The organism is Marinobacter denitrificans, assembly GCF_008795955.1.
GTDB classification, from domain to species: Bacteria; Pseudomonadota; Gammaproteobacteria; order Pseudomonadales; family Oleiphilaceae; genus Marinobacter; species Marinobacter denitrificans.
The window spans coordinates 53,377-75,494 of record NZ_VMHN01000012.1 but is presented as its reverse complement, the minus strand read 5'-3'; the positions used below and the strand labels follow the sequence as shown (position 1 = coordinate 75,494).

28 protein-coding genes are annotated in these 22,118 nt (G+C 58.1%); 14 read left to right on the top strand and 14 right to left on the bottom strand.

Features of this window, described 5'->3' with window-relative positions:
• Window positions 1-41: 41 nt before the first annotated feature.
• From FO268_RS21215 to ftsH, 3 genes are all read right to left on the bottom strand, one after another.
• Window positions 42-1,097, bottom strand: a complete 1,056-nt coding sequence (locus tag FO268_RS21215; protein ID WP_150995203.1) for an alpha/beta hydrolase — start codon at window positions 1,095-1,097, stop codon at window positions 42-44.
• 45 nt (window positions 1,098-1,142) lie between these two features.
• Window positions 1,143-2,261 (bottom strand): GGDEF domain-containing protein, encoded by a 1,119-nt coding sequence (locus FO268_RS21210; protein WP_191967016.1) that lies wholly within the window; start codon window positions 2,259-2,261, stop codon window positions 1,143-1,145.
• 147 nt (window positions 2,262-2,408) lie between these two features.
• Entirely contained in the window at window positions 2,409-4,298 is a 1,890-nt protein-coding gene (gene ftsH, locus FO268_RS21205; protein ID WP_150995201.1) for an ATP-dependent zinc metalloprotease FtsH, read from the bottom strand.
• An 81-nt stretch (window positions 4,299-4,379) separates the two neighbouring features.
• On the opposite strand from ftsH, the gene FO268_RS21200 reads away from it, so the two are divergent.
• A complete protein-coding gene (locus tag FO268_RS21200) occupies window positions 4,380-5,420 on the top strand; it encodes a sodium:calcium antiporter (protein WP_150995200.1) in 1,041 nt (346 codons plus the stop codon).
• On the opposite strand, the gene FO268_RS21195 is transcribed toward FO268_RS21200, so the two are convergent.
• Window positions 5,417-5,908, bottom strand: a complete 492-nt coding sequence (locus tag FO268_RS21195; protein WP_150995242.1) for a C40 family peptidase — start codon at window positions 5,906-5,908, stop codon at window positions 5,417-5,419. The two genes, FO268_RS21200 and FO268_RS21195, sit on opposite strands and share 4 nt — an antisense overlap.
• Window positions 5,909-6,085: 177 nt before the next feature.
• On the opposite strand from FO268_RS21195, the gene FO268_RS21190 reads away from it, so the two are divergent.
• The 7 genes from FO268_RS21190 to FO268_RS21160 all read left to right on the top strand — a co-directional run bounded on the left by FO268_RS21190 (window position 6,086) and on the right by FO268_RS21160 (window position 11,956).
• Window positions 6,086-7,654 (top strand): carbon-nitrogen hydrolase family protein, encoded by a 1,569-nt coding sequence (locus FO268_RS21190; RefSeq protein WP_150995199.1) that lies wholly within the window; start codon window positions 6,086-6,088, stop codon window positions 7,652-7,654.
• Between the two features lie 6 nt (window positions 7,655-7,660).
• Window positions 7,661-9,586 (top strand): YdbH domain-containing protein, encoded by a 1,926-nt coding sequence (locus FO268_RS21185; RefSeq protein WP_150995198.1) that lies wholly within the window; start codon window positions 7,661-7,663, stop codon window positions 9,584-9,586.
• A 69-nt stretch (window positions 9,587-9,655) separates the two neighbouring features.
• Window positions 9,656-9,820: a YnbE family lipoprotein gene (locus FO268_RS21180; protein ID WP_191967019.1), complete on the top strand. Its 165-nt coding sequence runs from the start codon at window positions 9,656-9,658 to the stop codon at window positions 9,818-9,820.
• 29 nt (window positions 9,821-9,849) lie between these two features.
• On the top strand, window positions 9,850-10,194 hold the full coding sequence (locus tag FO268_RS21175; protein ID WP_150995196.1) for a YdbL family protein: 345 nt from the start codon (window positions 9,850-9,852) through the stop codon (window positions 10,192-10,194).
• Window positions 10,195-10,869, top strand: a complete 675-nt coding sequence (locus FO268_RS21170; protein ID WP_150995195.1) for a spermidine synthase — start codon at window positions 10,195-10,197, stop codon at window positions 10,867-10,869.
• A 134-nt stretch (window positions 10,870-11,003) separates the two neighbouring features.
• Window positions 11,004-11,537, top strand: coding sequence for a hypothetical protein (locus tag FO268_RS21165; protein WP_150995194.1), 534 nt, complete (start codon window positions 11,004-11,006; stop codon window positions 11,535-11,537).
• Window positions 11,538-11,560: 23 nt separating this feature from the next.
• Entirely contained in the window at window positions 11,561-11,956 is a 396-nt protein-coding gene (locus FO268_RS21160; protein ID WP_150995193.1) for a hypothetical protein, read from the top strand.
• Here the strand turns inward: FO268_RS21160 and FO268_RS21155 are convergent.
• Window positions 11,953-12,813, bottom strand: a complete 861-nt coding sequence (locus tag FO268_RS21155; protein WP_150995192.1) for a PA4780 family RIO1-like protein kinase — start codon at window positions 12,811-12,813, stop codon at window positions 11,953-11,955. The genes FO268_RS21160 and FO268_RS21155 overlap by 4 nt on opposite strands.
• A gap of 175 nt (window positions 12,814-12,988) precedes the next feature.
• On the opposite strand from FO268_RS21155, the gene FO268_RS21150 reads away from it, so the two are divergent.
• A complete protein-coding gene (locus tag FO268_RS21150) occupies window positions 12,989-13,681 on the top strand; it encodes an SDR family oxidoreductase (RefSeq protein ID WP_150995191.1) in 693 nt (230 codons plus the stop codon).
• 15 nt (window positions 13,682-13,696) lie between these two features.
• Here the strand turns inward: FO268_RS21150 and FO268_RS21145 are convergent, their stop codons facing one another.
• Window positions 13,697-14,065 (bottom strand): ribbon-helix-helix domain-containing protein, encoded by a 369-nt coding sequence (locus FO268_RS21145; RefSeq protein ID WP_150995190.1) that lies wholly within the window; start codon window positions 14,063-14,065, stop codon window positions 13,697-13,699.
• Window positions 14,066-14,112: 47 nt separating this feature from the next.
• The gene (locus FO268_RS21140; protein WP_150995189.1) at window positions 14,113-14,682 is read right to left on the bottom strand and encodes a DJ-1/PfpI family protein; all 570 of its coding nucleotides are present in this window, start codon (window positions 14,680-14,682) and stop codon (window positions 14,113-14,115) included.
• 140 nt (window positions 14,683-14,822) lie between these two features.
• Between FO268_RS21140 and FO268_RS21135 the strand changes: the two genes are divergently transcribed.
• Together FO268_RS21135 and arfB are read left to right on the top strand one after the other, a co-directional pair.
• The gene (locus FO268_RS21135) at window positions 14,823-15,815 is read left to right on the top strand and encodes a CobW family GTP-binding protein (protein WP_150995188.1); all 993 of its coding nucleotides are present in this window, start codon (window positions 14,823-14,825) and stop codon (window positions 15,813-15,815) included.
• Window positions 15,809-16,222: an alternative ribosome rescue aminoacyl-tRNA hydrolase ArfB gene (gene arfB, locus FO268_RS21130; protein WP_150995187.1), complete on the top strand. Its 414-nt coding sequence runs from the start codon at window positions 15,809-15,811 to the stop codon at window positions 16,220-16,222. The genes FO268_RS21135 and arfB overlap by 7 nt, the downstream gene beginning before the upstream one ends.
• A 4-nt stretch (window positions 16,223-16,226) precedes the next feature.
• On the opposite strand, the gene FO268_RS21125 is transcribed toward arfB, so the two are convergent.
• Window positions 16,227-17,243, bottom strand: coding sequence for a permease (locus tag FO268_RS21125; RefSeq protein ID WP_150995186.1), 1,017 nt, complete (start codon window positions 17,241-17,243; stop codon window positions 16,227-16,229).
• 102 nt (window positions 17,244-17,345) lie between these two features.
• Here FO268_RS21125 and FO268_RS21120 point away from each other — a divergent pair, with 102 nt between their 5' ends.
• Entirely contained in the window at window positions 17,346-17,666 is a 321-nt protein-coding gene (locus FO268_RS21120; protein WP_150995185.1) for an ArsR/SmtB family transcription factor, read from the top strand.
• A gap of 11 nt (window positions 17,667-17,677) precedes the next feature.
• On the opposite strand, the gene FO268_RS21115 is transcribed toward FO268_RS21120, so the two are convergent.
• Genes FO268_RS21115 through FO268_RS21105 form a run of 3 tightly spaced genes read right to left on the bottom strand, consistent with a single transcriptional unit; the run spans window position 17,678 to window position 19,822 of the window.
• Window positions 17,678-18,907 (bottom strand): MerC family mercury resistance protein, encoded by a 1,230-nt coding sequence (locus FO268_RS21115; protein ID WP_150995184.1) that lies wholly within the window; start codon window positions 18,905-18,907, stop codon window positions 17,678-17,680.
• A gap of 31 nt (window positions 18,908-18,938) precedes the next feature.
• Window positions 18,939-19,175: an anti-sigma factor family protein gene (locus FO268_RS21110; RefSeq protein ID WP_150995183.1), complete on the bottom strand. Its 237-nt coding sequence runs from the start codon at window positions 19,173-19,175 to the stop codon at window positions 18,939-18,941.
• On the bottom strand, window positions 19,172-19,822 hold the full coding sequence (locus FO268_RS21105; RefSeq protein WP_150995182.1) for an RNA polymerase sigma factor: 651 nt from the start codon (window positions 19,820-19,822) through the stop codon (window positions 19,172-19,174). Before FO268_RS21105 ends, FO268_RS21110 begins: the two co-directional genes overlap by 4 nt.
• A 163-nt stretch (window positions 19,823-19,985) precedes the next feature.
• Between FO268_RS21105 and FO268_RS21100 the strand changes: the two genes are divergently transcribed.
• Window positions 19,986-20,495 (top strand): cupin domain-containing protein, encoded by a 510-nt coding sequence (locus FO268_RS21100; RefSeq protein ID WP_150995181.1) that lies wholly within the window; start codon window positions 19,986-19,988, stop codon window positions 20,493-20,495.
• An 83-nt stretch (window positions 20,496-20,578) separates the two neighbouring features.
• Here the strand turns inward: FO268_RS21100 and soxR are convergent, their stop codons facing one another.
• Complete coding sequence (gene soxR / locus FO268_RS21095) at window positions 20,579-21,040, bottom strand: redox-sensitive transcriptional activator SoxR (RefSeq protein WP_150995180.1); 462 nt, start codon at window positions 21,038-21,040, stop codon at window positions 20,579-20,581.
• Between the two features lie 65 nt (window positions 21,041-21,105).
• On the opposite strand from soxR, the gene FO268_RS21090 reads away from it, so the two are divergent.
• A complete protein-coding gene (locus FO268_RS21090) occupies window positions 21,106-21,333 on the top strand; it encodes a hypothetical protein (RefSeq protein WP_150995179.1) in 228 nt (75 codons plus the stop codon).
• Between the two features lie 18 nt (window positions 21,334-21,351).
• Here the strand turns inward: FO268_RS21090 and FO268_RS21085 are convergent, their stop codons facing one another.
• Together FO268_RS21085 and FO268_RS21080 are read right to left on the bottom strand one after the other, a co-directional pair.
• A complete protein-coding gene (locus tag FO268_RS21085; protein WP_150995178.1) occupies window positions 21,352-21,705 on the bottom strand; it encodes a DUF1428 domain-containing protein in 354 nt (117 codons plus the stop codon).
• Between the two features lie 16 nt (window positions 21,706-21,721).
• Window positions 21,722-22,081, bottom strand: coding sequence for a YciI family protein (locus FO268_RS21080; protein ID WP_150995177.1), 360 nt, complete (start codon window positions 22,079-22,081; stop codon window positions 21,722-21,724).
• Window positions 22,082-22,118: the final 37 nt, after the last annotated feature.

Below are 22,118 nucleotides of genomic sequence, written 5' to 3'. Positions count from 1 at the left end.
CGACACCAAGCCGTCCAAAAACGGCAAAGGGCGGGGAGGGGTCAATCCTGTTCAACTTTTCTCAGGAAATCCCCTATATTATCAAAGGCTTCTTCAGCCTCCGGCAGAATATCGGGAAACATGTGCCACACGTGAACCATACCGGGCCAGGTTTTCAGCTCTACCGGTGAGCCGGCGTCTTTTGCCTTGTTGGCATAGCGGCGGGCGTTGTCCAGAAGCATTTCCGAGTCGCTGGCATGGATCAGCACCGGTGGCAGCTTTTCGAGACTGCCTCGCAAGGGGGATGCCAGCGGGCTGGCGGGTGACAGGCGCATGCCAAAAAAACTCAGCCACCAGAGTACCGGTAGTGGCACCCGCATCAGGCTGCCAAAGGTGGGGCCAAGCAACGGGTCGGTTTTGATGTTGAGGCGGTTGCTCGGCGCCGTCAGTGTCAGGTCGGTTGATGGCGACAGAGCCACCGCAGCATCCGCCTGGCGCAGGCCCTGGTCCCGAATCCAGGCAATCAGGACCAGAGTGTGGCTGCCTCCGGCGGAATCCCCGGCCACCACCACGAATTCCGCAGGCTCCCGACCGTCGGGGCCATGTTCCAGCATCCACTGGTAGGCTTCCTGGCAGTCCCGCAACCCTTCCCGGTAACGATGCTCCGGCAGTAGCCGGTAATCCACTGCAAACACGGCCGCATTGGCGACTTTCGACAACCGGTCAGTGATAGCGCGATGGCTACGGGGGCTGCCAGCGACCCATGCCCCGCCGTGAATATAGAGGATCCGGCGTCGGGGATTGACACCAGGGGCCAACACCCACTCCCCTTTGGGCGCATTGGGGCCGGATGGACGGAATTCTGAAACAAATTCCCGCCCCTCGCTCAGGCCCTCCATGTGCTTGCGCAGGGCCATCAGCCGGGCTCTGCCCCTCAGGCCCCTGGCAGAGCGGCTCATGTCCCTGATGGTCTCCAGCACCTGGTTGTGGCCCGGGCTGGGGGTGTAGTCCTGTTTCGGAAAATCGTCCCGGTCCAGGTGCGCGAGGTTTTCACCACGAAGCACCAGAACCGTGATCAGCACAATTAATAACAGTAACGCCACTACAAACCAGATCATGAATCAGCCTTTTGGCAAGCGATGTCTTGTAATAACCGGTCAGGGTCAGGCCAGTTCGCAGGCTTCGGTGATGACCCGGTTGCGGCCGGCGGCCTTGGCCCGATAGAGCATGGCGTCAGCGCGGTTGATGGCATCATCGGTCCCTTGTCCGGGGAGATATTCGGCAATACCGACGGTCACGGTAACAGGTACGCCGGCAATGGGCGCCCGTTCAATCGCCCTGCGGCAGCGCTCGGCAGCATGGCGGGCGGCGCGGAGATCGACGCCGGGTGTCGCCACCAGGAACTCATCGCCACCCCAGCGGGCGGCCAGGTCGACCTCCCGTATGGTGCTGGAGAGAATATCGGCAAACCCGCGGATCACCGAATCGCCGACCTTATGACCGTGAGCATCATTAATGTTTTTGAACTCGTCTATATCAATGAGAATGATGGTCAGGGGGCGTTGGTAACGGTCTGCCAGCGCGGCCTCGGTAGTCAGGAAGCGGTCTGCGCCGCGACGGTTTGAGAGGCCGCACAGGGGGTCGGTATTGGCCCAGTGATGCAGGGTCTCAGCTCGGGTGAAGGCGCTCCAGGTGCGCTCGCGAATAAAGGTTCCCGCGCTGGTCAGTGCCAGCAGCACGGCCAGAAAAAGGTGGATGCGTGCAAGATAGACCCAGTTGTGGCAGAACTCACCCGCTGCCAGGAAACAGCCAAGGACCTCCTGAGTTGCCAGAGCCGCCGAGAACAGGAACGTGCCTACCCCGGTCATCATGCCTCCCCGGTAACCAAGGGTGATGAAGCCACCAACAATCAGTATCCCCACGGCCCAGTAATGGCCGCCGGCCAACAAGAGAAGATGTTCATTGAGGGGGTCGCTGAACGCGAAATGCCAGGCAAGACGGCTCAGTATCATGGCGCCCACGGTGGCTACCAGAATGATCTCCATGGTTCTTAGGGAGTTGGCTCTGCGCCAAACCGCAACGCAAAGCCCGGCCAGCACCAATGCAAATACCGGATAGGCTATTGCAATGAAAGCATCTCCGTTTTCCCGAAATGCCCAGCTGAGCATAATGATGGCAATGGTGAGGATGAGTACACCCAGATAGATGCGCCGCCGGTAGGTCTCAAGACGGTCCAGTTCTGTCTGAATGGCGTGAAGGTGGTTCGCCGGTGCTGAGTCCATAGCGCCTGTAAATCCGTTTAATGTGGAATCCCTTGTGCTACCTGCATGAGAACAACACAAATAGTACATGCACACTACAGATATTATCGCGCAATCCCCACTCGAGTCTACGACTGCAAAACGGCCCACTGCGCTCTCTTGACAGGCTCAGGCGCGCGGCTGTTCACTTCCTTCCAGAATCTCGCGAATTTCTGTGGCTGTGAGTGTTTCTTTTGCCAGAACGGCTTCGGCCAGGGCTTCCAGTTGCTGGCGGTGTTCTGAAAGGAAGTTCACCGTCGTTTTCTCAAGCTCGATCAGTTTGGCCTGAACCTCGATGTCGATCAGCTCCGCCATGTGCTCGCTGTATTCCCGTGGCTGCCCCATTTCACGGCCCAGAAACACATGCTCTTCACCAATGCCCAGGCCCAGCGGTCCAATTTTCTCGCTCATGCCCCATTGCCCGAACATACGCCGCAACAGCTTGGTCGCTTCCTTGAGGTCATTCTGGGCACCGGTACTTACCTCGCCATAAATAAGCTTCTCCGAGGAACGGCCTCCCAGCATGACTTTGATCCGGTCTGTGAGATAGCTTTCGGTGTAGTTGTAACGGTCTTCTTTTGGGGTCTGTTCGGTAACCCCCATCGCCATACCGTGGGGGATAATGGTAACCCGGGTAAGCGGATCGGCCTTGGGCATGAAATAGGCCATGATGGCATGCCCGCATTCATGGTAAGCCACGACCTGCTTTTCTTCCTGAGTCAGTTCAGCGTCGCGCTCTTCGCCGAGCACAATCCGGTCGCGGGCATGCTCGAAGCAATCATTATTGACCTTTTTCAGGTTCATCCTTGCCGCCGTCAGCGCTGCCTCATTGACCAGATTCTTCAGGTCGGCACCGGAGAAGCCGATGGTGCGGGCGGCGATTTCTCCCAGCTCAACATCGCTGTCCAACGGGACTTTTCTGACGTGAACTTCAAGAATAGCCTTGCGAGCTTCCTTGTGCGGCCTGTCCAGCGTCACCTTGCGGTCAAAACGGCCAGGGCGTAGCAGGGCGCTGTCGAGAACATCCGGGCGGTTTGTCGCCGCAAGAACCACGACGTTCTCATGGCCTTCAAAGCCGTCCATTTCGGTCAGGATCTGGTTGAGAGTCTGTTCACGTTCATCGTGCCCCCCACCAAAACCAGCGCCGCGGGACCGCCCGATGGCATCCAGTTCATCAATAAAGATCAGTGCAGGCGCTTCTTTACGGGCCGTGTCGAACATGTCGCGGACCCTTGCTGCGCCAACGCCAACGAACATCTCGATAAACTCGGAGGCACTGATACTGAAAAAGGGTACATCCGCCTCGCCGGCGATGGCCTTGGCTAACAGGGTTTTGCCGGTGCCTGGCGGGCCCACCAGCAGGATACCGGTGGGCATGTCGGCCCCCAGGGCTTTGTATTTCTCCGGGGAAGTCAGGAAATCGATGATTTCCGTAATGTCGCGCTTAGCGGATTCGATGCCTGCCACATCAGACAGCCGGGTTTTGGAGAACTGCTTCTCGACCCTGCGAGCCTTGGAACGGTTGAAGCCCAAAGCACCGCCACCACCTTGCATCATGCGGCGCTGGGCGTAGGACCAGAACCAGAACATCAGCGCAAGAAACATAAGCCAGGGCAGGACGCTGGTCAGTACCTGTTGCCACACCGGAGGTTCTGCCGGCGTGGCGCTGATAGTGACAGCATGGGACTCCAGAACCGGAAGCAGGTCGGGGTCGTCAATCGGGGGGCGAATGCTATGGAAGCGGAGCGAACTGCTGTCGCTTGCCAGGGCTCTGCCCCCATCTTCGGACAGCTGGCCGTCAATATGATCGGCCCTCAGGGTGACTTCTTCCACATGGTTGTTGGTGACGGCTTCCTTGAACTGAGAGTAGGGCAATTCTGCAACCGTTGGCTGACCACCTTCCTGGAGCCAGAAAAACATCAGGATGATTGCAGCACTGAGCCATAGAAACGAGTATTGAGCCGGAACTTGTGGGGACTGCGGTTGCTGGGACTGCTGAGGTTTTTGTATCTCGGTCATGGTGTTCCGTCTTTATGGCTGTAAAATCTCCTGCCAATGGTGTTTTACACCGCGACTGGTCAGGTAGCAAGGGATAGAACCATGATTCCAATGGACCCGGAAAACTGGAGCCTGCTGCAGGGCGGCATCGTATTTTGCGTATGCGCTGCGGTTATTGCAGTGGCCGGCACTCGCATTACCCGGATTGTCGACCAGCTGGCTGATCGCACCGGCATAGGGGAGGCTGCGGCAGGTGCGGTGTTGTTGGGGGCCTCGACGTCTCTGGGTGGTTCCGTGCTCTCGGTTACAGCCGCCTGGAACGGCCATGCTGAACTGGCGGTGAGCAACGCGCTGGGCGGCATTGCCGTGCAAACATTCTTCCTGGCCGTAGCGGACATGGTATACCGCCGCGCCAATCTTGAGCATGCTGCCGCCTCTGTGCCAAACATGATGCAGAACGGATTGCTCATCTGCCTGTTGTCGCTGATCCTCTTTGCTCCCTATCTGCCACAGTACACGATTGCAGGTGTCCATCCGGTGACCCCGGTGCTGTTGGGCGTCTATATCTACGGTATTTATCTGGTCCGTGGTGCAAACGAGTCTCCCATGTGGCGGCCCTCCGTTACCAGAGACACGCGGGAGGACACACCGGACGACCTGACGACCATGCCGCCACTGATCCGGTTATGGGCGGAGTTTCTGGTTCTGATGTCTATACTGGGTATAGCGGGCTGGGCACTGGAGCCTGCGGCGACGGTGATCGCTGACAAGACCAATCTGTCGCAGACCGTGGTCGGGGTCATGCTGACGGCCATCAGTACGTCGATTCCCGAGCTGGTTACATCCATCGCGGCTGTTCGGCGGGGTGCGCTGACGCTGGCTGTCGGCGGCATCATCGGCGGTAATGCCTTCGATACACTGTTCACCGCAGCTTCTGACATCGCCTACCGGGAAGGCTCGATTTACCATGCCATGCCGGAGGATTCGAAGTTCTGGGCGGTTCTCACCCTGCTGATGTCCGGTGTGCTGATGATGGGATTGATTCGCCGCGAGCGCCACGGCATTGGCCAGATCGGCACGGAAAGCGTGGTGATTACGTTGCTCTACGTGCTGGGTGTGGTGTTGCTGCTGGCAGGCGGTTAGTCAAACCGCCTGGCCTGGCTGAAACGGTCCCGCCAGTAGTAACCGTTCAGGGACGAGTGGGTCACGCCGATGGACGTGGACGAGTGAATGAAACTGTCACCACCCATGTAAATGCCTGCATGCTGATCTTTGCCCTTGATGCGGAAAAACACCAGATCGCCAGCCTGGAGCTCTTCCTTCTCCACGGCATGGCCTGCTGAAAGCATCTGTGATGTGGTGCGGGGTAACTGACGCCCCAGGGCTTCGTCGAAGGCCGTGGCGATGAACCCGGAGCAATCGAACCCGTTGGCAGAAGTGCCTCCGTAGCGATAGGGAGTGCCTTCGTAGCGCTCGAATACCTGCCATAACCGATCTGCCTTCGCGGATTCACTGGCTGTGGCAGGTTCACCGGAAGGCTGCCACGTTGTCTCGTTGGTGGAACGAAGGTTCTGGTTGCTGGCGCAGCCAGCCAGGGTCAGTGCGATCAGGGCTGTGAGAAGCGGAAGCATCTGGCATCGATTCACTGCATGTAACCTCGGACTATTCGGCATTTTGCTACTTTAAAGGCCTGAGCAATCCTTTGTCAGGTTAAAGTTTGCTTCGATTTGTGTTCGTGAAAACGCCACTTGACGGCTTGAGGTTGATTCACGAACTATGGATGTACGCTTTCTGCCCCCGAGGTTTCAATGAGTCCGCCATTCTCTGACAAGACCCAGCGCCTTTACGTTAGAAACGCCGCCATCAGCGATATTTCCGGAATCATTGCCCTGAGCCGCAGGGTGTACGAAGGCACCGGCATGTATGGATACACGGCCGGGCCACTGACCGGGCAGATCAATACCTTTCCGGAAGGGCAGTTTGTCGCCATGCTTGGTGACCGCGTGGTGGGCTACTGTGCCACCTTTCGCATCGGCGAGGATGTGGCGCTGACGCCCCACGACTGGACCGAAATCACTGGTAACGGCTACGCTTCCCGGCATGACCCGGAAGGGGATTGGCTGTATGGCATGGAGGTCTGTGTGGACCCGGACTGCCGCGGCTACCGGATTGGCGAGCGCCTGTACAATGAGCGCAAGAGCCTGTGTCAGGCGCTGGAATTACAGGGGGTGGTGTTTGCGGGCAGGTTGCCTACGCTGGCCAAACGGCTGAAAAAGTTTGACTCGGTCGAGGCTTATGTCGAGGCGGTAAAGGCCAAAAAACAGCGCGATCCGGTGCTGTCATTCCAGTTGCATAACGGCTTTGAGGTCCATGGCATTATTCCTCACTACCTGGATGCAGATCATGCCTCCCTTGGCTACGGCATTCACCTGGTCTGGCGCAACCCGAAGGTGGTCCGTAGTGACGATAACGGCAAGCGTAAACGCTATGGCCGGCGGGTTCCGGACACCGTACGGATAGGTACGGTTCAGTATCAGCAGCGCCGGGTGGCGTCGTTCGAGGAATTCAGCGAGATCGTCAGATACTTCGTCGACGTAGTGGCTACCTACAAGGGCGATTTCGTGGTCTTCCCGGAGCTGTTTACGTTGCAGTTGCTGTCCATTGAAAGCCGCGAGGGCACGCCTGCAGAAGCCATCGAGGCGGTGACCGAATACGCGGAACCCTTCCGGAACCTGATGCGGGATCTGGCCCTTCGGCACAACATCAATATTATCGGCGGCTCAACGCCGGTCAAAGAAGACGACGGCCGCGTTCGCAATGTCGCCTACGTGTTCCTTCGGGACGGGCAGGTGTTTTCACAACCGAAGATCCACCCCACCCCGAACGAGGCCTACTGGTGGAATATCACCGGTGGCAGCCGTGTTACCGCCATTGAAACCGATTGTGGGCCCATTGGCGTGCTGGTCTGTTATGACGCCGAGTTCCCCGAGCTGACCAGGCACCTGGTGGACCAGGGTATCCAGATCCTGTTTGTGCCCTTCTGCACCGATGAGCGCCAGAGTTACCTCAGGGTCCGTTACTGTTGCCAGGCCCGTGCGGTGGAAAACCAGCTGTTTGTGGTCATGTCCGGCAATGTGGGCAACCTGCCCAAGGTTCCCAACATGGAGCTGCAATATGGCCAAAGTTGCATTCTGACGCCCTGTGACTTCCCGTTTGCCAGGGATGGCATCGCGGCCGACACCACCCCTAATGCGGAGACTGTCGCCTTCGCCGACCTGAGGCCGGAAACGCTGCTTACTGCTCGCAACAGCGGTACGGTCAAGAACCTCAAGGACCGCCGGCACGACCTCTACACAGTGAACTGGCGTGGGCAGTAAACCCTCGTGGCCCGTTCGGTGACGTTGTTCAGGACACTACGTCGGTTACTGCTTTGGGGGCTGGTCCTCTTTGTGCTGCTCGTGATCGCAGGGGGGTGGTACGCCCGCGTTGCCTGGGAGGACTGGCGGCAGGCGAACAATCTACACAGTCTCGAATGGCAGGGGATAGAGGTATCTCTGGGCGGGGTTCGGCTGCAGGATTTTTCTGCAAGCCAGGTGCGGGACGGTCAACCGTATTCACTGGAAGGTGGGGACCTGTCGCTGGGCTGGAGCTGGGACTGGCATGGTCCGGTGCTCAACGTATTACGGGTGGGCCTGTTGAGAGTCGATATCCCGGTGTGGCCAGGCTCTGAACAACAGGCCGGTGCGTCTGACGGTATTCCCGCTGATCTGCCGCTCTGGTTGCCTGAAGAGATTATGATTGATCGGCTCGTTCTTACTCTCCCCGACGATATACGTGCCGAGGGCGATCTGGCCGTCTCAAAACTTTCGCGGCCCGACCAGCGTGAACTTGTCACCAAAGCCATGAGTGTGGAGGGGGCGACTCCAGCAATGACCCTGGCCGGGTGGCAACTCCACAAAGGGCAGGCGAAGCTGGTGTTTGCCGGCAAGGCTGACGGGCAATCCGCTACCCTGGAGTTCAACGATGAAACGCGCCTGGAACTCGCCCGGGTGAATGCTCCGGCCAATGCCGCGCAATTGGACAACGTGAGGCTCAACCTGGCGGGCACGAAACTGAACACGAAGCATAGCCTGCAGCCAATGGTCCTTGAGACGCTCGCTTTTGAGGGTCCAGTAGTGGCCACGGCATCCGCTTTCCATCATCCGCACCTAAACACGCAGCCGTGGCGCCTCGATGGTTGGCTGGGGGGTAATCTTAAAGCCCTCAGGCTCGACGGCAGGCTTTCCTCAGACGCAGGGGCCAGCGCTGATATTGCCTTCCGTTTCCCGTTCGATGGCATTCCGGATCTGGATGCCGAAATGACCGCCACCGGTGCACGGGGGCACCGTGCCCTGGCCGATACCTTCACTGCCTTGCCGGAGGAACTTGAGATCGGGGAGGGCAGCATCCACATGAGCCTGGGGCTGCGTTTTCCGTCCGACGGCATTCAGATACAGGGAGAGATCGGCTTTGAAGACCTGGGTGGACTGTTTGGCCGAACCGCCTGGGCCGGGCTGGCGGGCAAGGTGGCCATCGAGATTTCAGATGACCGGCTGGAGGCCCACAGCTCTGGTTTGTCGGTGGCCTCCGTTAATCCGGGCATCCCTTTCAGTAACATCCAGCTGGCCGTCCGTTATCGTTCGACGACTGAACAGCTTGCTGCCGGTACGCTAGTGCTGGAGCAGGGGACTGCGGGGCTCCTGGGGGGCAATCTCCGCATTGAACCCGGAGAGTGGCAATTAACGGAAACGCCCCTGAAGATTTTGCTGGAGCTGAGCGACATTGAATTATCGCAACTGATGGAAGTCTACCCCTCAGAAGGCCTTGCAGGTAGCGGTATACTCCGGGGCACTGTGCCGGTGCTGATCGGCGAACAGGGTGTCATTATCGAGGCCGGGAAGGTTGAAGCGGAGCCCCCGGGTGGCACGCTGAAGCTGCCAGCAGAGCGGTTGAAAGGCATGGCCCAGAATAACGAGGCCATGGCTCTGGTGGTGCAGGCGATGGAAAACTTTCACTACACCGTTCTCAACAGCACGGTAGACTATGACGAGGATGGCAAACTGTTTCTGGGGTTGCGCCTCGAAGGCAGCAGCCCAGAGGTGCGCGACGGACACCCGATCGTACTCAACATTAATCTGGAAGAAGACATTCCGGCGTTGCTGACCAGCCTCCAGCTCAGTGGCCGGGTCAATGAAGCGGTGACAGAGAAGGTGCGCAACCTGATGCAGAAACGGGATGAACAAAGCCAGCCAGGCGGATCGGAAAACTAATCAGGAGTAAGGCAGATGAACGGATACAGCTCGGGCGTTTTGCCTGTGAAAATTCGAAACACGCTGGGGATGGTGGCGCTGGCCCTGGGTGCCGCAGCATGCACGCCCACGGTGCAGATGGAGGCACCCAAGGAGCCCATCACGGTAAATCTTAACGTCAAAATCCAGCACGAGATCTACGTGAAGGTGGATAAAGACGTGGATGAACTCTTCGGCGAAAAGGGTTTGTTCTGATGGTCAATTCTGAATCCAGGGAGTCACTCATGAAACGTTTTGTTCAACTCGGTGCAGTCATCCTCGTACTTTGCCTGGCAATGCCCGCATTTTCGATGGGGCTGGAAGAAGCGAAAAGCCAGCTGGATGCCGCCAAACAGCAGGGATTGGTGGGCGAAACGCCAACCGGTTACCTGGAAGTGGTCAAGGCAGACGGCAACGCCCGCGGTATTGTTGAAGCCATCAACAAGGCGCGGCGGGACGAGTACGCCCGTATCGCCGAGAAACACGATATTCCCGTGACCCAGGTGGAAACAGTGGCCGGCAAGAAGGCCCTTGAGAAAACTCCGGCTGGGCAGTACATCCTGGTGGACGGCGAGTGGGTCCAAAAATAGATGGCTCGTTTTGAGGAAATCGGCACGGCAACCATTCCCGGCAACGGCACCCGGTTGCGCCTGCTGCAGCGCAATGATGAATTTTCGATCAAGATTGCCGGCACCACCGGTGAGCTGATGAATAGCCGGCTACACGGCTCGGAAGATGCCCTGGCCACGCTTGCCTGCGAGCGCATTGCAGAGCTGCCCGGGCCCCGCGTTTTGATTGGCGGGCTGGGTATGGGATACACACTGGCCGCCGCTCTGGGGGCCCTGCCGGACACCGCCCGGGTGACTGTGGCTGAACTGGTTCCGGAAGTCGAGGTGTGGAACCGGGGCCCGTTGGGGGCCGCAGCCGGCTATCCGTTGAACGACGCCAGAGCGAACGTCCATATCGGTGATGTAGCGGAACTTTTGAGGGAAGGCGATGGCAACTGGGATGCCATCCTGCTGGACGTGGACAACGGTCCTGAGGGGCTCACCCGTAAGGAAAATAACTGGATTTACTCCCCTGAGGGTATTGCTGCGGCCCAGAAATCTCTCAGCCCCGATGGCATCCTTGCGTACTGGTCCGCCGGGCCGGAGTACGCGTTTACCGAGAGGCTGCGCCGCGCCGGGTTTTCTGTCGAGCCCGTCACAGTGAGGGCCTTGCGTCCGGGTAAGGGCGCACGGCATGTCATCTGGCTGGCCTGGTAGGCAGCATTAACCTGTACGACCTATTGCCTAATGGTCACTCGCAATACATGCACGTGGGTTGTATTTTTAGAGGTAAGAGGCAACGCTTGTAGGAAGAGCCTCGATTATTTTCTGAGATACTCAGGAGGTATTTCATGAAATCCTCAATGAGTCTGACCGGCGAGCAAGAGAGCCATAAAGTAGCCGCAGTTTTCGACACCGAGAGCGACGCAAGGGGAACTGCCAAAGCCCTGTGTGAAGGAACCAGTCTGGCGGACGATCAGGTATCCGTTCTGAGCCCGCGTGACCGGCATCCGGGCAAACAGCTGGAGCCTGAGGATCAGGGCATCTGGAACACGCTTGTACGTTCCCATGTCGGGTTGGGTGCCGGTGGTGCGGTGACGGGTTTTATCGTGTTTCTGGTGCTGAGTGCCCTTGGCATCGGATTTATATCCCAGAACTCGGTGGTGGCCGCCTCAGTGCTTGCCGCGTTAGGGCTAATGGTAGGGCTGCTACTCGCAGGGGCGGTGACGATTCGTCCGGATCACACACCCTATCTGATGAAGGCACAGTCCGCGTTAAGCAAAGGCAAATACGTACTGACGGTTCACGCTTCCAGCACAGAGCAACTTCAGGAAGCAAAGTCGCTTCTTGATTCCCGGAATGTTAAAACAGTGCAAACCATCTGATTTAACCAGCCGGGATTCTGTCTATGGGAGATCTGAAACGCTCGCGGATAACCATAATTGCCGTCAGCGCTATTGTTCTGTTTTTTCTTACCAATTATCTGGCGCGGTTCCTGTTCGGACTGACAGGCGTATTGGTTTCAGTGATTGTCGCGGCGTTAATTGCGGCCTATATCAGCTGGTCGGTGGCCCGTGTATTGAAGCGGGTACCGAGCAGTGAAGAGCGTGCGCGGGTGCTGTGGTCGTATGGCGGATTTCTCGGCGCGCTGTTTGTGGCCTGGGCCGCCTACGTCGGGCTGTCTTCCGGACTGAACCTCGGGGCAGTGATATTTCTGCTCAGCCATTACCTGCCGTATCCGGCACTTGCCCACCTGATGCTGTCTGATCGCGTCGTGGGCAAGTTTGTCGCCGAGCCTGGCTAGTCGTCGCCTGCCTCGGCGTCCCGTATGCGCTCCTGGCGCTCGCGCTCTTCTTCCTTGGCAGCGTCGATAACCGCCATCAGTTCGTCGACATCGGCGCTTTCGGTGTCGTGTTCGAAGCAGCCAGTCAGTCGGCTGTCTGGGTGCAGGTCGCCGGACTCGTAGAGCGCCCAGATTTCCTTGCCATAATCGGTGTTCAGTAACTCCGGGGCGAAACGACCGAAATACCGGCGCATGTTGTCCACGTCCCGCTCCAGCATCTGTTCGGCGCTGTTATTTCCCGATGCATTCACCGCCTGGGGCAGGTCGATAATGACCGGGCCGGTGGCGTCTACCAGTACATTGAATTCGGACAGGTCTCCGTGAATAAGCCCGGCGCTGAGCATGCGCACCACATCAGCGATCACCTTGCCGTGATAATCCCGGGCCTGCTCCGGCGTCAGTGTGACGTCATCCAGCCGTGGCGCGGCCTTACCGTCTTCATCGGCGATCATTTCCATCAACAGCACGCCATCCACGAACCCGAAAGGTTCCGGTACCCGTACACCGGCAGCGGCTAGCCGGTACAGGGCATCTACTTCAGCGTTCAGCCAGGCATCTTCCTGTTCCTTCTGGCCGTAGCGGGTTTTCTTGCCCATGGCCCGGGCACGGCGGCTGTTACGAACCTTGCGCCCTTCCTGGTATTGCACGGCCTGTTTGAAGCTGCGTTTCTGGGCTTCCTTGTAAACCTTGGCGCAGCGCACACTATCGCCACAGCGCACCACAAACACCTGTGCTTCTTTGCCACTCATCAGCTGGTACAACACTTCATCCACCATGCCGTCGTCGACAAGGGGCTGTAATCGTTTCGGTATCTTCATAAATCCGTCGGTTGCCTGGTTCGCCTGGCCGGCAAATCGTTCTGGCCGGCATCTCTGGGCGTATACTACCTGAAATTGGTGCCGGAACCCTCATGCCCGAAGTGATCTGCAGCTGCTTCAGATTGCGTAGTCAATCTGCAACACTGGTAGAAACACCTGACGCAGGAGAGAGTCTATGAGCAATGATCCGGTCATGCTGATCACTGGCGCTTCATCCGGAATTGGTGAGGCAACTGCGCGGGCAGCGCAAAAGGCAGGTTACCGCCTGGTTCTGTCAGCCCGCTCTCAAGACAAACTGAAACAGCTGCAAACGGACCTGGGCGGGAGCGAACGGGTAATGATCGCCCGCTGTGATGTCCAGAGCATGGAGGACCAGCAGTCTGTAGTAGACAACGCCCTGGCGACGTTCGGGCGGATTGATGCGGTGTTTGTGAATGCTGGTCGTGGTGGTGAACCCGGTGGGTTCAGTGGCGCCGATCCAGAGGTCTGGAAGGACATGATCCTGACCAATATCTACGGTGCCGGGCTGACCGTCCAGTGCTGTCTGCCTGCCCTTCGGAAAAGCCGGGGGCACCTGCTGCTGACCGGCTCTGCCGCCGGCCGGGTAACCATACCGGGCTCTATGTACAGCGCTACCAAGTGGGCGGTCTCTGCCATTGGTTATGGCGTCAGGGAGGAGCTTCGGGGCTCCGGTATTCGTGTCACTCTGGTCGAGCCGGGGATGGTGGATACACCGTTCTTTGATGAGAGCCCGGCGAACGCCCTCAAACCAGACGACATCGCCCAGGCGGTGATGTACGCGGTGTCCCAGCCACCACACGTGGATGTTAACGAAATTCTGGTGCGACCAACGCCTCCGCTGGAATAAAGCTGCAGTTGCCGCTCAGTGAGTCGCTTCGCTGGGTGGCTTCTGGTCCATATTTCTGGCGAGTATCTTGTCGGCATCCAGTGACGCGATAGGTACCTGGGTATCCCGGGGAATATCGCCACTGAGCTGGAGGGCAACGTAACGCATGGCACATACCCGCAGAAATGACGTGAAGTTGCCAAGATCGTGCCCTGCGTCGATGGATTCGTGATAGAGCCTGGTGATCATCTGGGGCAGATTCATACCATCCCGGGCGGCGATCTCCGTGAGGGCGTTCCAGAAGGCGTTTTCCATACGAATGCTGGTAACCATACCGTCGATACGCAGGGAGTGGGTGCGGCTGACCCAGAGGTCGGAATCCGCGTGGACGAAGAGTTTGCACATGGCGTTTTCCTCATGAATCCGGGGCCGCGGTAACGGCCCCGCTCCGGTCACTTGTCCAGCAGTTTGAAAAACTGTGCCAGCCATTGAGGATGGGCCGGCCATGCCGGTGCTGTCACCAGATTACCATCGGTCACTGCCGCGTCAACGTCGATGGCGGCAAATCGCCCTCCGGCAAGTTCCACTTCCGGCTGGCAGGCCGGGTAGGCGGAACACTCGCGGCCTTCAAGTACGCCCGCAGCAGCGAGTAACTGAGCGCCATGGCAGATGGCCGCCACCGGTTTATCGGCCTCGAAGAAGTGGCGTACCAGGCTCTTTACGTCCTCGTTCAGGCGCAGATATTCCGGCGCGCGGCCACCGGGCACGACCAGAGCATCGTAATCGGCGGGGTTGAGCCCGGCAAAGTCCGCATTCAGGGCAAACCGGTGGCCAGGCTTCTCGGTATAGGTCTGGTCACCTTCGAAATCGTGGATAGCCGTGGCCACCGTGTCTCCGGATTTCTTGTCCGGGCAGACTGCATGAACCGTGTGGCCTACGGCCTGCAGTGCCTGGAATGGCACCATGGTTTCGTAGTCCTCGGTGAAATCACCGGTAATCATCAGTATTTTTTTACCGCTCATACCCTTCTCCTTGTGCTTGTTGGTGGTAGCCTGAGTACATTAACAAGGGCCGCGCGGCAGCGGGTATTAGGGGAATACTACAGTGTTATGTTATAACACTTGGCTGTGCTGACTCTTTCATTTACCGACACGGACACTCTATGACTTCACCAATACCCACCAACCTGGTGCTTGGTTTTCTGGGCGTGGGCAAGACCACTGCCATATTGGACCTGCTCAAGAAAAAGCCTGACGGAGAAGTGTGGGCCGTTCTGGTGAACGAATTTGGTGAGGTGGGAATTGATGGTGCCATGCTGGAAACCGAGGGGGCCTTCGTGCGGGAAGTCCCCGGCGGTTGCATGTGTTGTGTGGCCGGATTGCCGATGCAGATTGGCCTCAATCAACTGATCCACAAGGCCAGGCCGGACAGGTTGCTGATTGAGCCTACCGGACTTGGTCATCCTTCACAGATTCTCGAAACCCTGACGGGGGAGCATTACCGGGATGTGCTGACACTGGGGCCGGTGGTGTGCCTGGTCGACCCACGGAGGCTGGAGGAACCCAGGGTGCTGGAAAATGTACAGTTCCGGGACCAGGTTGCTGCTGCGGATATTGTGGTGGCCAACAAGACCGACCTGTGCCAGCCGGAGCAGATTGCTCACTTTGATCACTGGGTGGCCAGCCTGCAACCGACCAAATCCGCCGTGTTCCATACCCGGCAGGGCCGTATGAACCTTGGTTGGCTTGATGGCGAAACTACGCTGTCAGAGGTCGGGTCACCCCACGCTCACCACCACCATAATTCGGCAGAGCCCGCGCCCATCCCGGATATCCGGGATGAACCCTGGCAACGTGTCAGTAATCAGGGGCAGGGCCATTTCAGTCTGGGCTGGCGGGTACATCCAGAGACGGTGTTTTCCGAAACGGCGTTGCTGGCGTTTTCCATGGATAGTCGTTTTATCCGGTTCAAAGCGGTGGTTCATACCAGTGACGGCTGGCGGACCATCAATATGGCCGACGGTGCCCTGTCGGTGTCTGAATGTGAGCCCAGGGATTTGTCCCGCATCGAGCTCATCAGTGAGCAGAGTCTGGATGGCGATGAACTGGACGCCAGCCTGCGGGAATCCATCGCGCAATCGGTGCCGTCATGCTGAAGATTTCCAACACTGTTGAATTGGGTGACTGGGAGATTGAGCTTACCCAGATCCGGGCCCAGGGGGCCGGAGGCCAGAACGTCAACAAGGTGGCCTCGGCGGTCCACCTGCGTTTCGATATCCTCAACTCCAGTCTGCCGCCGTTCTACAAGGAGCGGTTGATGGCGATCTCTGACCAGCGCATCAGCAAGGAAGGCATCATTGTTATCAAGGCGCAAAAATATCGCACCCTGGAGCTTAACAAGGAAGACGCCCTGGAGCGCCTGAAAGAACTGATTCAGGAAGCGGTAAAGCTGCAGAAAGCACGCCGGCCCACTCGCCCTACCAAGGGCTCACAACGCCGGCGTGTCGATAAAAAAACCAAAAAAGGCAAAACCAAGGCCTTGCGGGGTAAGGTTCCCTTATAGCGTTCTACAGCAGGTACGTTGCATAACCTGCGCCCACTGCCATACCCAGGACCACGAACAGGAACACGGCCAGAAGCACAGGACGGAACAGGGACTTCAGCAGTATCAGTTCTGTCAGGCTTGCGCCCGCACTGCCGATAATCAGGGCCATAACTGCCCCCGCGCTGACGCCCTTGCCCAACAGCGCGGCGGCGAGCGGTATAACGGCTTCAGCACGGATATAGAGCGGAATACCGATCACGGCCGCTACCGGTATGGCAAAAGGATTGTCTGAACCGGCGTAATCAGTGAGCAAACCCGTGGGGACGAACCCATAGATGACGCTTCCTATGGTAATTCCAATGATCAGGTACGGGAGCACTTTCTGGAAATCCGACCAGGTATCTTGCCAGAGCCCCTCGAATCTACCCGCCCGGATATCTGCAAGGAACGAATCGTAATACGACACCACCGGTTCAGCATAGGCTTGGCTATAGGCAACGGCCGAACCACTTCCGCCATGGTTTTCCCGGGACGACGAAGGCCCGGTATCAGCAGGTGCCTCGGTTTTAACGGGTGCGGCCCCACAGCCACCTTTAACGAAGCCGACATCCAGAACGTAGCGTTCGAATCCAAGCCGTTGTAGCGACCACCCCGCAATGACGGACACTAGGAAGGCAACGGTAACGTAGATACTCGTGAGTTTCAGGCCGAAGGTTGCTGCAAGCAGTGCCACAATGATTGGGTTCAGCAGCGGGGAGGCAAACAGGAAAACCATCATTGGACCGAACCCGGCACGGGCCCGGATGAGGCCTTTGAGTAGCGGGATTGTCGAGCAACTGCAAAAGGGTGTAATGGCACCCAGTAACGCAGCAAGGAGATAGCTGCGCCCACGCCGGGCGCTGAGCAGCGCGGCGATTTTTTCCTGGGGCACATACCGCTGCAATACGCCAACCAGCAAGCTGACCAACAGGAAGAGAACGGATAACTCTATGGCGAGAAAAGCGAACATACCCAGGGTGTCTTGTATTTCCTGTGACATGATAACCTCGATATTTCTAGATATATGGAAATATAAAGTTAAATTGCGCTGTGGTTTCATGTCAAGTACATTTCTAGAATTATCGAATTAAAGGCAATGGTAATGACAAACGAAGAAGCGGCAGTATGTCTTGCCGAGCTCGGAAACATCCACCGACTGTCGATTTTCAGGTATCTCGTGAAGGCGGGCCATGATGGGGCGTCGGTTGGTGAGGTGCAGCGCCAGCTCGATATCCCCGGGTCAACCCTTTCCCATCACTTGTCGCGCATGGCCAACGCCGGCCTCATCCGACAGGTAAAGCGAAGCCGTGTTATTACGTGCCTGCCAAACTTTGAATTGCTGGAAGAGTTGACGGGGTTTCTGCGGGATGAATGCTGCATGGGGCATGAGGCTGGCAGCGAGACCACCGACGCTCGGTCATAGCCCACCTGTTTTCAGGGCTGGCTTCGGCCGCCCAGTCCAAGCCGCGCCGCTTCCTCCCGCCGGCGCAGGTAAAGATCCCGGCCTGCGGCGCCTGCCAGAAAAACAAATCCAGTGAACTCAGTGATAACGTTGTAGTCGATAAACAGTGCGTAAAGTACCAGTGTCGAGCCGATGGCACCCAGAACAGCTGGCAGGGCTGAACGGTGACGCCGAAATCCGGTAGCTATGAACACCGTTGCGAGGAGGGTGAACATGGCTATGGTCCCGGCCCACAGGCCCGGGTGGAGCGACATGCCAGCGCCCAGGGCAGCGAGTATGCCCACGGCAATCAGGGCCCCATAGCAACTGACCAGAGCCAGTATCAGGGTCGCTACACCGAGAAACCCCCGGCGATGGAGGTCCGCCACCCAGCGTCTGGGGTGACAGCGCCTTAGCCAGCGTTGCCACCACGGCGGTGCCTGGCCAGCCCTTCGTGCGCTCAGCTCAATCGAATGGGCACCAAAGCTTTGCGCAATTTCGCGGGTTTGCTTGCTGGGGCTTTGGGCGAAGTAATCCAGCCGCCGCACAATACGGACATTTTCAAAGCCGGCATCACCCAGCATGGCCAGCAGGCTGTCCTCTACCGTGGCGCCAACCACGCACTCCACCCATAGGCGGGGATCGGAATCGCAGTTAACATTGACCGGACGGTTTATGACCACATCCGCCAGTTGCAGCCGTCCACCAGGTCGCAACACCCGGAACATCTCCCGGATGGCCAGACGTTTATCCGGCACAAGGTTCAGGGCGCCGTTGCTGGTGATGCTATCAATACTTTCGTTTGCCAGAGGCAGATGTTCAGCGGATGCCTGAATGACCTTTACATTGGGGTACCGCCCCTCAGCGTGATACTGGAGTTTTCTCGTCATGGCAGCGGTCAGGTCCAGCGCAATCACCTGACCATCAGAGCCAACTCTGGAAGCGGCAATGAGCGAGTCGTTGCCCGCACCGGCCCCTATGTCCAGGGAAGTGTCTCCCCGGTTTAAAGCCTGGGCCATGAAGGGATTGCCAACACCGGCAAATGACTCTGCGACCCCTTCAGGCAGCAAGTCCGCATCGCTGGCGGAGTAGTCAAGAAAACGAAGGGCCTGCCTGCCAACGGGAAAATGGAAGTGGGTATCCGGCCTGTCTGCCACAGCCGTGTACATATCCTGCACCGCATCGGTGATCTGCTGTGGTGAGTATCCAAGAACGGCGACCATTGATCTTCCCTCCTGGTTCAGTTCTGCCAGATCAGAAGCGTTCTATCATTTCCCTGATCCGGCGGCGCAGCCTTTCCGGTGCTTCCTGCTGGCCGCTTTCTGTGAGCCGATCCCTGAGTTTTTGCTCAAATTCTGCCCGGCTGAAGCAGTCGTGGCACCTGTGCAGGTGCCGTTCTATTTCAGCGCTGGCATCAATGTCCAGCTCCTGGTGCAGATAGTCGAACAGGCGCTGGACAACCTCTTCGCAGGAAATCCGGGATTCGTTCATGCACCACCTCCACTCGCTCCGGAGCGCTCTCCGCCACAGGTTGACAGCCCCGCCTCACGGCCCTGCTGCCATAGCGCTTTCTGCAAACGGCCCCGGGCCCGGCACAGTCGGGAACGTATGGTCCCCAGCGGCAGGTCGAGCAGGCGGGCTGCCTGCTCGTAGCTGTAGCCCTCCACCTCGACCAGCACGGTCACAACTCGATAGGCATCAGGTAGATTATCGATGGCTTTGTTGATGTCCTCCTGCAGCATGGCGTTGATAAACTCCCTTTCGGGTGTACCCCACCAGAGCAGGAAAGGTTGGTGCAGTTTCTCGAACAGCGAAAACCGGGTATCGCCGTTTTCGGGTTCGAGTTCTACCTCCCTGTCCTGTCGACACTGCCGGCGGCGCCAGTGGGATATAAACGTGTGATGAAGAATCCTGAACAGCCAGCCTTCCATGTGAGCGAGATCCTCCAGCTGGTCCAGCTTGTTCCAGGCCGTTGATATCGCTTCCGCCACCACATCTTCCGCGTCGTCCGGATGTCTTGTCAGACGCAGGGCGGTTCCGTACAGGCGATCCATCAGGAGCGTTACCTGTTGCTCGAACTGATCTCTGCATTCCTGGTGGCTGGCCACAGGAACGGTTTCCCGGGTGCTGGTTGCCATGCGCTCTCCTGTTTTTGCCACAAGGACGCGCCCGACGATGAGATAGTTCCCGCCAGCTGTGGGTGCCGATGGCGGGAACAAATCCGCTAGCACCTGCGTCCTTGTGGCCGACCGGGACTCTTCCCGGCCTACAACAACACCCCTAATAAGGAGGATAGAACCCATGGCTGGCAAGACAAGCATTCGTTCATCCCGCGGGCTCGACATCAACAGTCGCTGCCTTGCCGTGGCTGTACTATTGATCGCGGCCCCGTTCACACTGGCAGCTACGCCGTATAACGGCGAGGGACACACCATGGTGACCCCGTCGGACCTGGAGTGGGGGCCAGTTGGTTCAATGGCTCCCGGTGCTCAGATCACGATTATTGAAGGGGATCTCGCAGAGGAAGAGCCGTTTACCATGCGGCTGAAATTACCTGCGGACTACGTGATAGCGCCACACATACACCCCGCCTACGAGCGGGTGACAGTGCTGTCCGGTACCTTCCATTTTGCCCAGGGCAAAGAGGTTGATCTGACCAAGGCCACGGCCCTCCCTGAGGGCAGCGTTGCCATCATGTCACCTGGTGACCCGATGTTTGGCTTCACAGAGGAAGAGGTTGTCATACAGCTGCATGGCAGGGGCCCCTGGGGTATCGAGTACCTGAATCCGGAAGACGACCCCCGGAACTGACCGGTCGTCAGTGGTGCCGGTTTGCGGTGCCACTGACTTCCATACTGGTTCTACCGACAGTGTGCCGGCGCGGAGGTCAGGTTTCAGCTTTTTTCCAGCAACCTTGCTCCCGGCCCGTCGTCGCCGAGTTCGTCCCACGGGTTTCGCAGTCTGCAGGCGTCTATTGAGAGGCATCCACAGCCGATACAACTGCTCAGCTGGTCCCTCAGCCCGACGAGCATCTCGATCCGCCGGTTCAGATCGGCCTTCCAGTCTTCTGACAGTTTTTCCCAGTCTTTCGCGGTAACCGTTCGGCCGGTTGGAAGGGTCGCCAGTGCCTCGCCAATCTCCGAGAGTGGAATTCCGAGCCGTTGAGCTACCTTGATGATGGCAATGCGCCGTAATACGTCCCGGTGGAAGCGTCGCTGGTTGCCGGCGTTGCGCCAACTGTCGATCAGCCCCTTTTTCTCATAAAAATGTATGGCTGAAACGGCAACCCCGCTGCGCTCCGCGACTTCCCCCACGCTCAGTGCAGCCCTGATCTCACCTTTGCCTATGCTCGCCATAGCAATCCCCAATCTTTTCTGTTATTGACCTGAAGTTTACTTGAGGTTTTAGGGTTCTGTCGAACATGGTGCAACAAGAGGAGTATATCAAGGGTGTCACTGACCGGGAGGAGTTGCGTTCCAGCCTGGTGATACTGGGAGCTCTGGAGCCGGATGTGGTGATCTCCAGTGCTTTTCTCGGTCCCTCCGGTTTCATGGAGGGGGCCAGGGTGCCTGGGCTGGGTACGTGGATAAAGCACTTTCCACACTGTGATGTTCTCTCAACCGGGGGGGGCAGAATTCCCCCCGGTTGACGGTACTTTCACAGCCTTCTACTCCTCCACTACCGTCTCAAAACCACCATAAATCAGCCGCTTGCCATCGAACGGCATGGGGTTTACATTGGGCTGAATGCGGGGGTCTTCCATGACTTTCGCCATGCCCCTGTTCCTGGCTTCCCGGGAGGGCCAAAGGATCCAGGAGAACACCACGGTCTCATCCGGCTTGCACTGAACAGCCATGGGGAAGGAGGTGACTTCGCCATCGGGGACATCGTCGCCCCAGCATTCCACCAGTTTGAGGGCACCGTGATCCTTGAAAACTGCAGCCGCGTCGCTGGCGTGTTTGATGTATTTTTCCTTGTTGGCGGTCGGCACCGCTGCTACAAATCCGTCGACATAAGTCATCGGGTTTCTCCTTTCTTCAGTCTTTCGGGGGAAGTTCCCGCACCGGCCTGACTTCAATGCTACCGAAGCGCGCTGGAGGAATACGGCTGGCCAGTTGCAACGCCTCGTTCAGGTCGTTGGCATCCAGCAGGTAGAAGCCGGCCAATTGTTCCTTGGTTTCGGCAAACGGGCCGTCTGAAATCAGTACTTCGTCGTCCCTTACCCTCACCGTAGTAGCCGTCTCAATCGGTTGCAGTGGCTGCCCAGTCACGTACTTGCCCTGCTCGGTGAGCCTTTCCACACCCGCAATGCACTCCTGGTTGAGGTCATGCCACTCCTGTTCACTCATGCGGTTGATAATGCTTTCCTGGTAATAAACCAGTGCTACGTATTTCATAGTGTTCAGCCTGTCTGTCTGGGGGTGTATCAGTAAG

What these genes read in the sequence shown, in the direction of transcription:
- FO268_RS21215 (WP_150995203.1), bottom strand. Translation starts at nt 1,097, where the DNA reads ATGATCTGGTTTGTAGTGGCGTTACTGTTATTAATTGTGCTGATCACG.
- FO268_RS21210 (WP_191967016.1), bottom strand. Translation starts at nt 2,261, where the DNA reads ATGGACTCAGCACCGGCGAACCACCTTCACGCCATTCAGACAGAACTG.
- ftsH (WP_150995201.1), bottom strand. Translation starts at nt 4,298, where the DNA reads ATGACCGAGATACAAAAACCTCAGCAGTCCCAGCAACCGCAGTCCCCA.
- FO268_RS21200 (WP_150995200.1), top strand. Translation starts at nt 4,380, where the DNA reads ATGATTCCAATGGACCCGGAAAACTGGAGCCTGCTGCAGGGCGGCATC.
- FO268_RS21195 (WP_150995242.1), bottom strand. Translation starts at nt 5,908, where the DNA reads ATGCTTCCGCTTCTCACAGCCCTGATCGCACTGACCCTGGCTGGCTGC.
- FO268_RS21190 (WP_150995199.1), top strand. Translation starts at nt 6,086, where the DNA reads ATGAGTCCGCCATTCTCTGACAAGACCCAGCGCCTTTACGTTAGAAAC.
- FO268_RS21180 (WP_191967019.1), top strand. Translation starts at nt 9,656, where the DNA reads ATGGTGGCGCTGGCCCTGGGTGCCGCAGCATGCACGCCCACGGTGCAG.
- FO268_RS21175 (WP_150995196.1), top strand. Translation starts at nt 9,850, where the DNA reads ATGAAACGTTTTGTTCAACTCGGTGCAGTCATCCTCGTACTTTGCCTG.
- FO268_RS21170 (WP_150995195.1), top strand. Translation starts at nt 10,195, where the DNA reads ATGGCTCGTTTTGAGGAAATCGGCACGGCAACCATTCCCGGCAACGGC.
- FO268_RS21165 (WP_150995194.1), top strand. Translation starts at nt 11,004, where the DNA reads ATGAAATCCTCAATGAGTCTGACCGGCGAGCAAGAGAGCCATAAAGTA.
- FO268_RS21160 (WP_150995193.1), top strand. Translation starts at nt 11,561, where the DNA reads ATGGGAGATCTGAAACGCTCGCGGATAACCATAATTGCCGTCAGCGCT.
- FO268_RS21155 (WP_150995192.1), bottom strand. Translation starts at nt 12,813, where the DNA reads ATGAAGATACCGAAACGATTACAGCCCCTTGTCGACGACGGCATGGTG.
- FO268_RS21150 (WP_150995191.1), top strand. Translation starts at nt 12,989, where the DNA reads ATGAGCAATGATCCGGTCATGCTGATCACTGGCGCTTCATCCGGAATT.
- FO268_RS21145 (WP_150995190.1), bottom strand. Translation starts at nt 14,065, where the DNA reads ATGTGCAAACTCTTCGTCCACGCGGATTCCGACCTCTGGGTCAGCCGC.
- FO268_RS21140 (WP_150995189.1), bottom strand. Translation starts at nt 14,682, where the DNA reads ATGAGCGGTAAAAAAATACTGATGATTACCGGTGATTTCACCGAGGAC.
- FO268_RS21135 (WP_150995188.1), top strand. Translation starts at nt 14,823, where the DNA reads ATGACTTCACCAATACCCACCAACCTGGTGCTTGGTTTTCTGGGCGTG.
- arfB (WP_150995187.1), top strand. Translation starts at nt 15,809, where the DNA reads ATGCTGAAGATTTCCAACACTGTTGAATTGGGTGACTGGGAGATTGAG.
- FO268_RS21125 (WP_150995186.1), bottom strand. Translation starts at nt 17,243, where the DNA reads ATGTCACAGGAAATACAAGACACCCTGGGTATGTTCGCTTTTCTCGCC.
- FO268_RS21120 (WP_150995185.1), top strand. Translation starts at nt 17,346, where the DNA reads ATGACAAACGAAGAAGCGGCAGTATGTCTTGCCGAGCTCGGAAACATC.
- FO268_RS21115 (WP_150995184.1), bottom strand. Translation starts at nt 18,907, where the DNA reads ATGGTCGCCGTTCTTGGATACTCACCACAGCAGATCACCGATGCGGTG.
- FO268_RS21110 (WP_150995183.1), bottom strand. Translation starts at nt 19,175, where the DNA reads ATGAACGAATCCCGGATTTCCTGCGAAGAGGTTGTCCAGCGCCTGTTC.
- FO268_RS21105 (WP_150995182.1), bottom strand. Translation starts at nt 19,822, where the DNA reads ATGGCAACCAGCACCCGGGAAACCGTTCCTGTGGCCAGCCACCAGGAA.
- FO268_RS21100 (WP_150995181.1), top strand. Translation starts at nt 19,986, where the DNA reads ATGGCTGGCAAGACAAGCATTCGTTCATCCCGCGGGCTCGACATCAAC.
- soxR (WP_150995180.1), bottom strand. Translation starts at nt 21,040, where the DNA reads ATGGCGAGCATAGGCAAAGGTGAGATCAGGGCTGCACTGAGCGTGGGG.
- FO268_RS21090 (WP_150995179.1), top strand. Translation starts at nt 21,106, where the DNA reads ATGGTGCAACAAGAGGAGTATATCAAGGGTGTCACTGACCGGGAGGAG.
- FO268_RS21085 (WP_150995178.1), bottom strand. Translation starts at nt 21,705, where the DNA reads ATGACTTATGTCGACGGATTTGTAGCAGCGGTGCCGACCGCCAACAAG.
- FO268_RS21080 (WP_150995177.1), bottom strand. Translation starts at nt 22,081, where the DNA reads ATGAAATACGTAGCACTGGTTTATTACCAGGAAAGCATTATCAACCGC.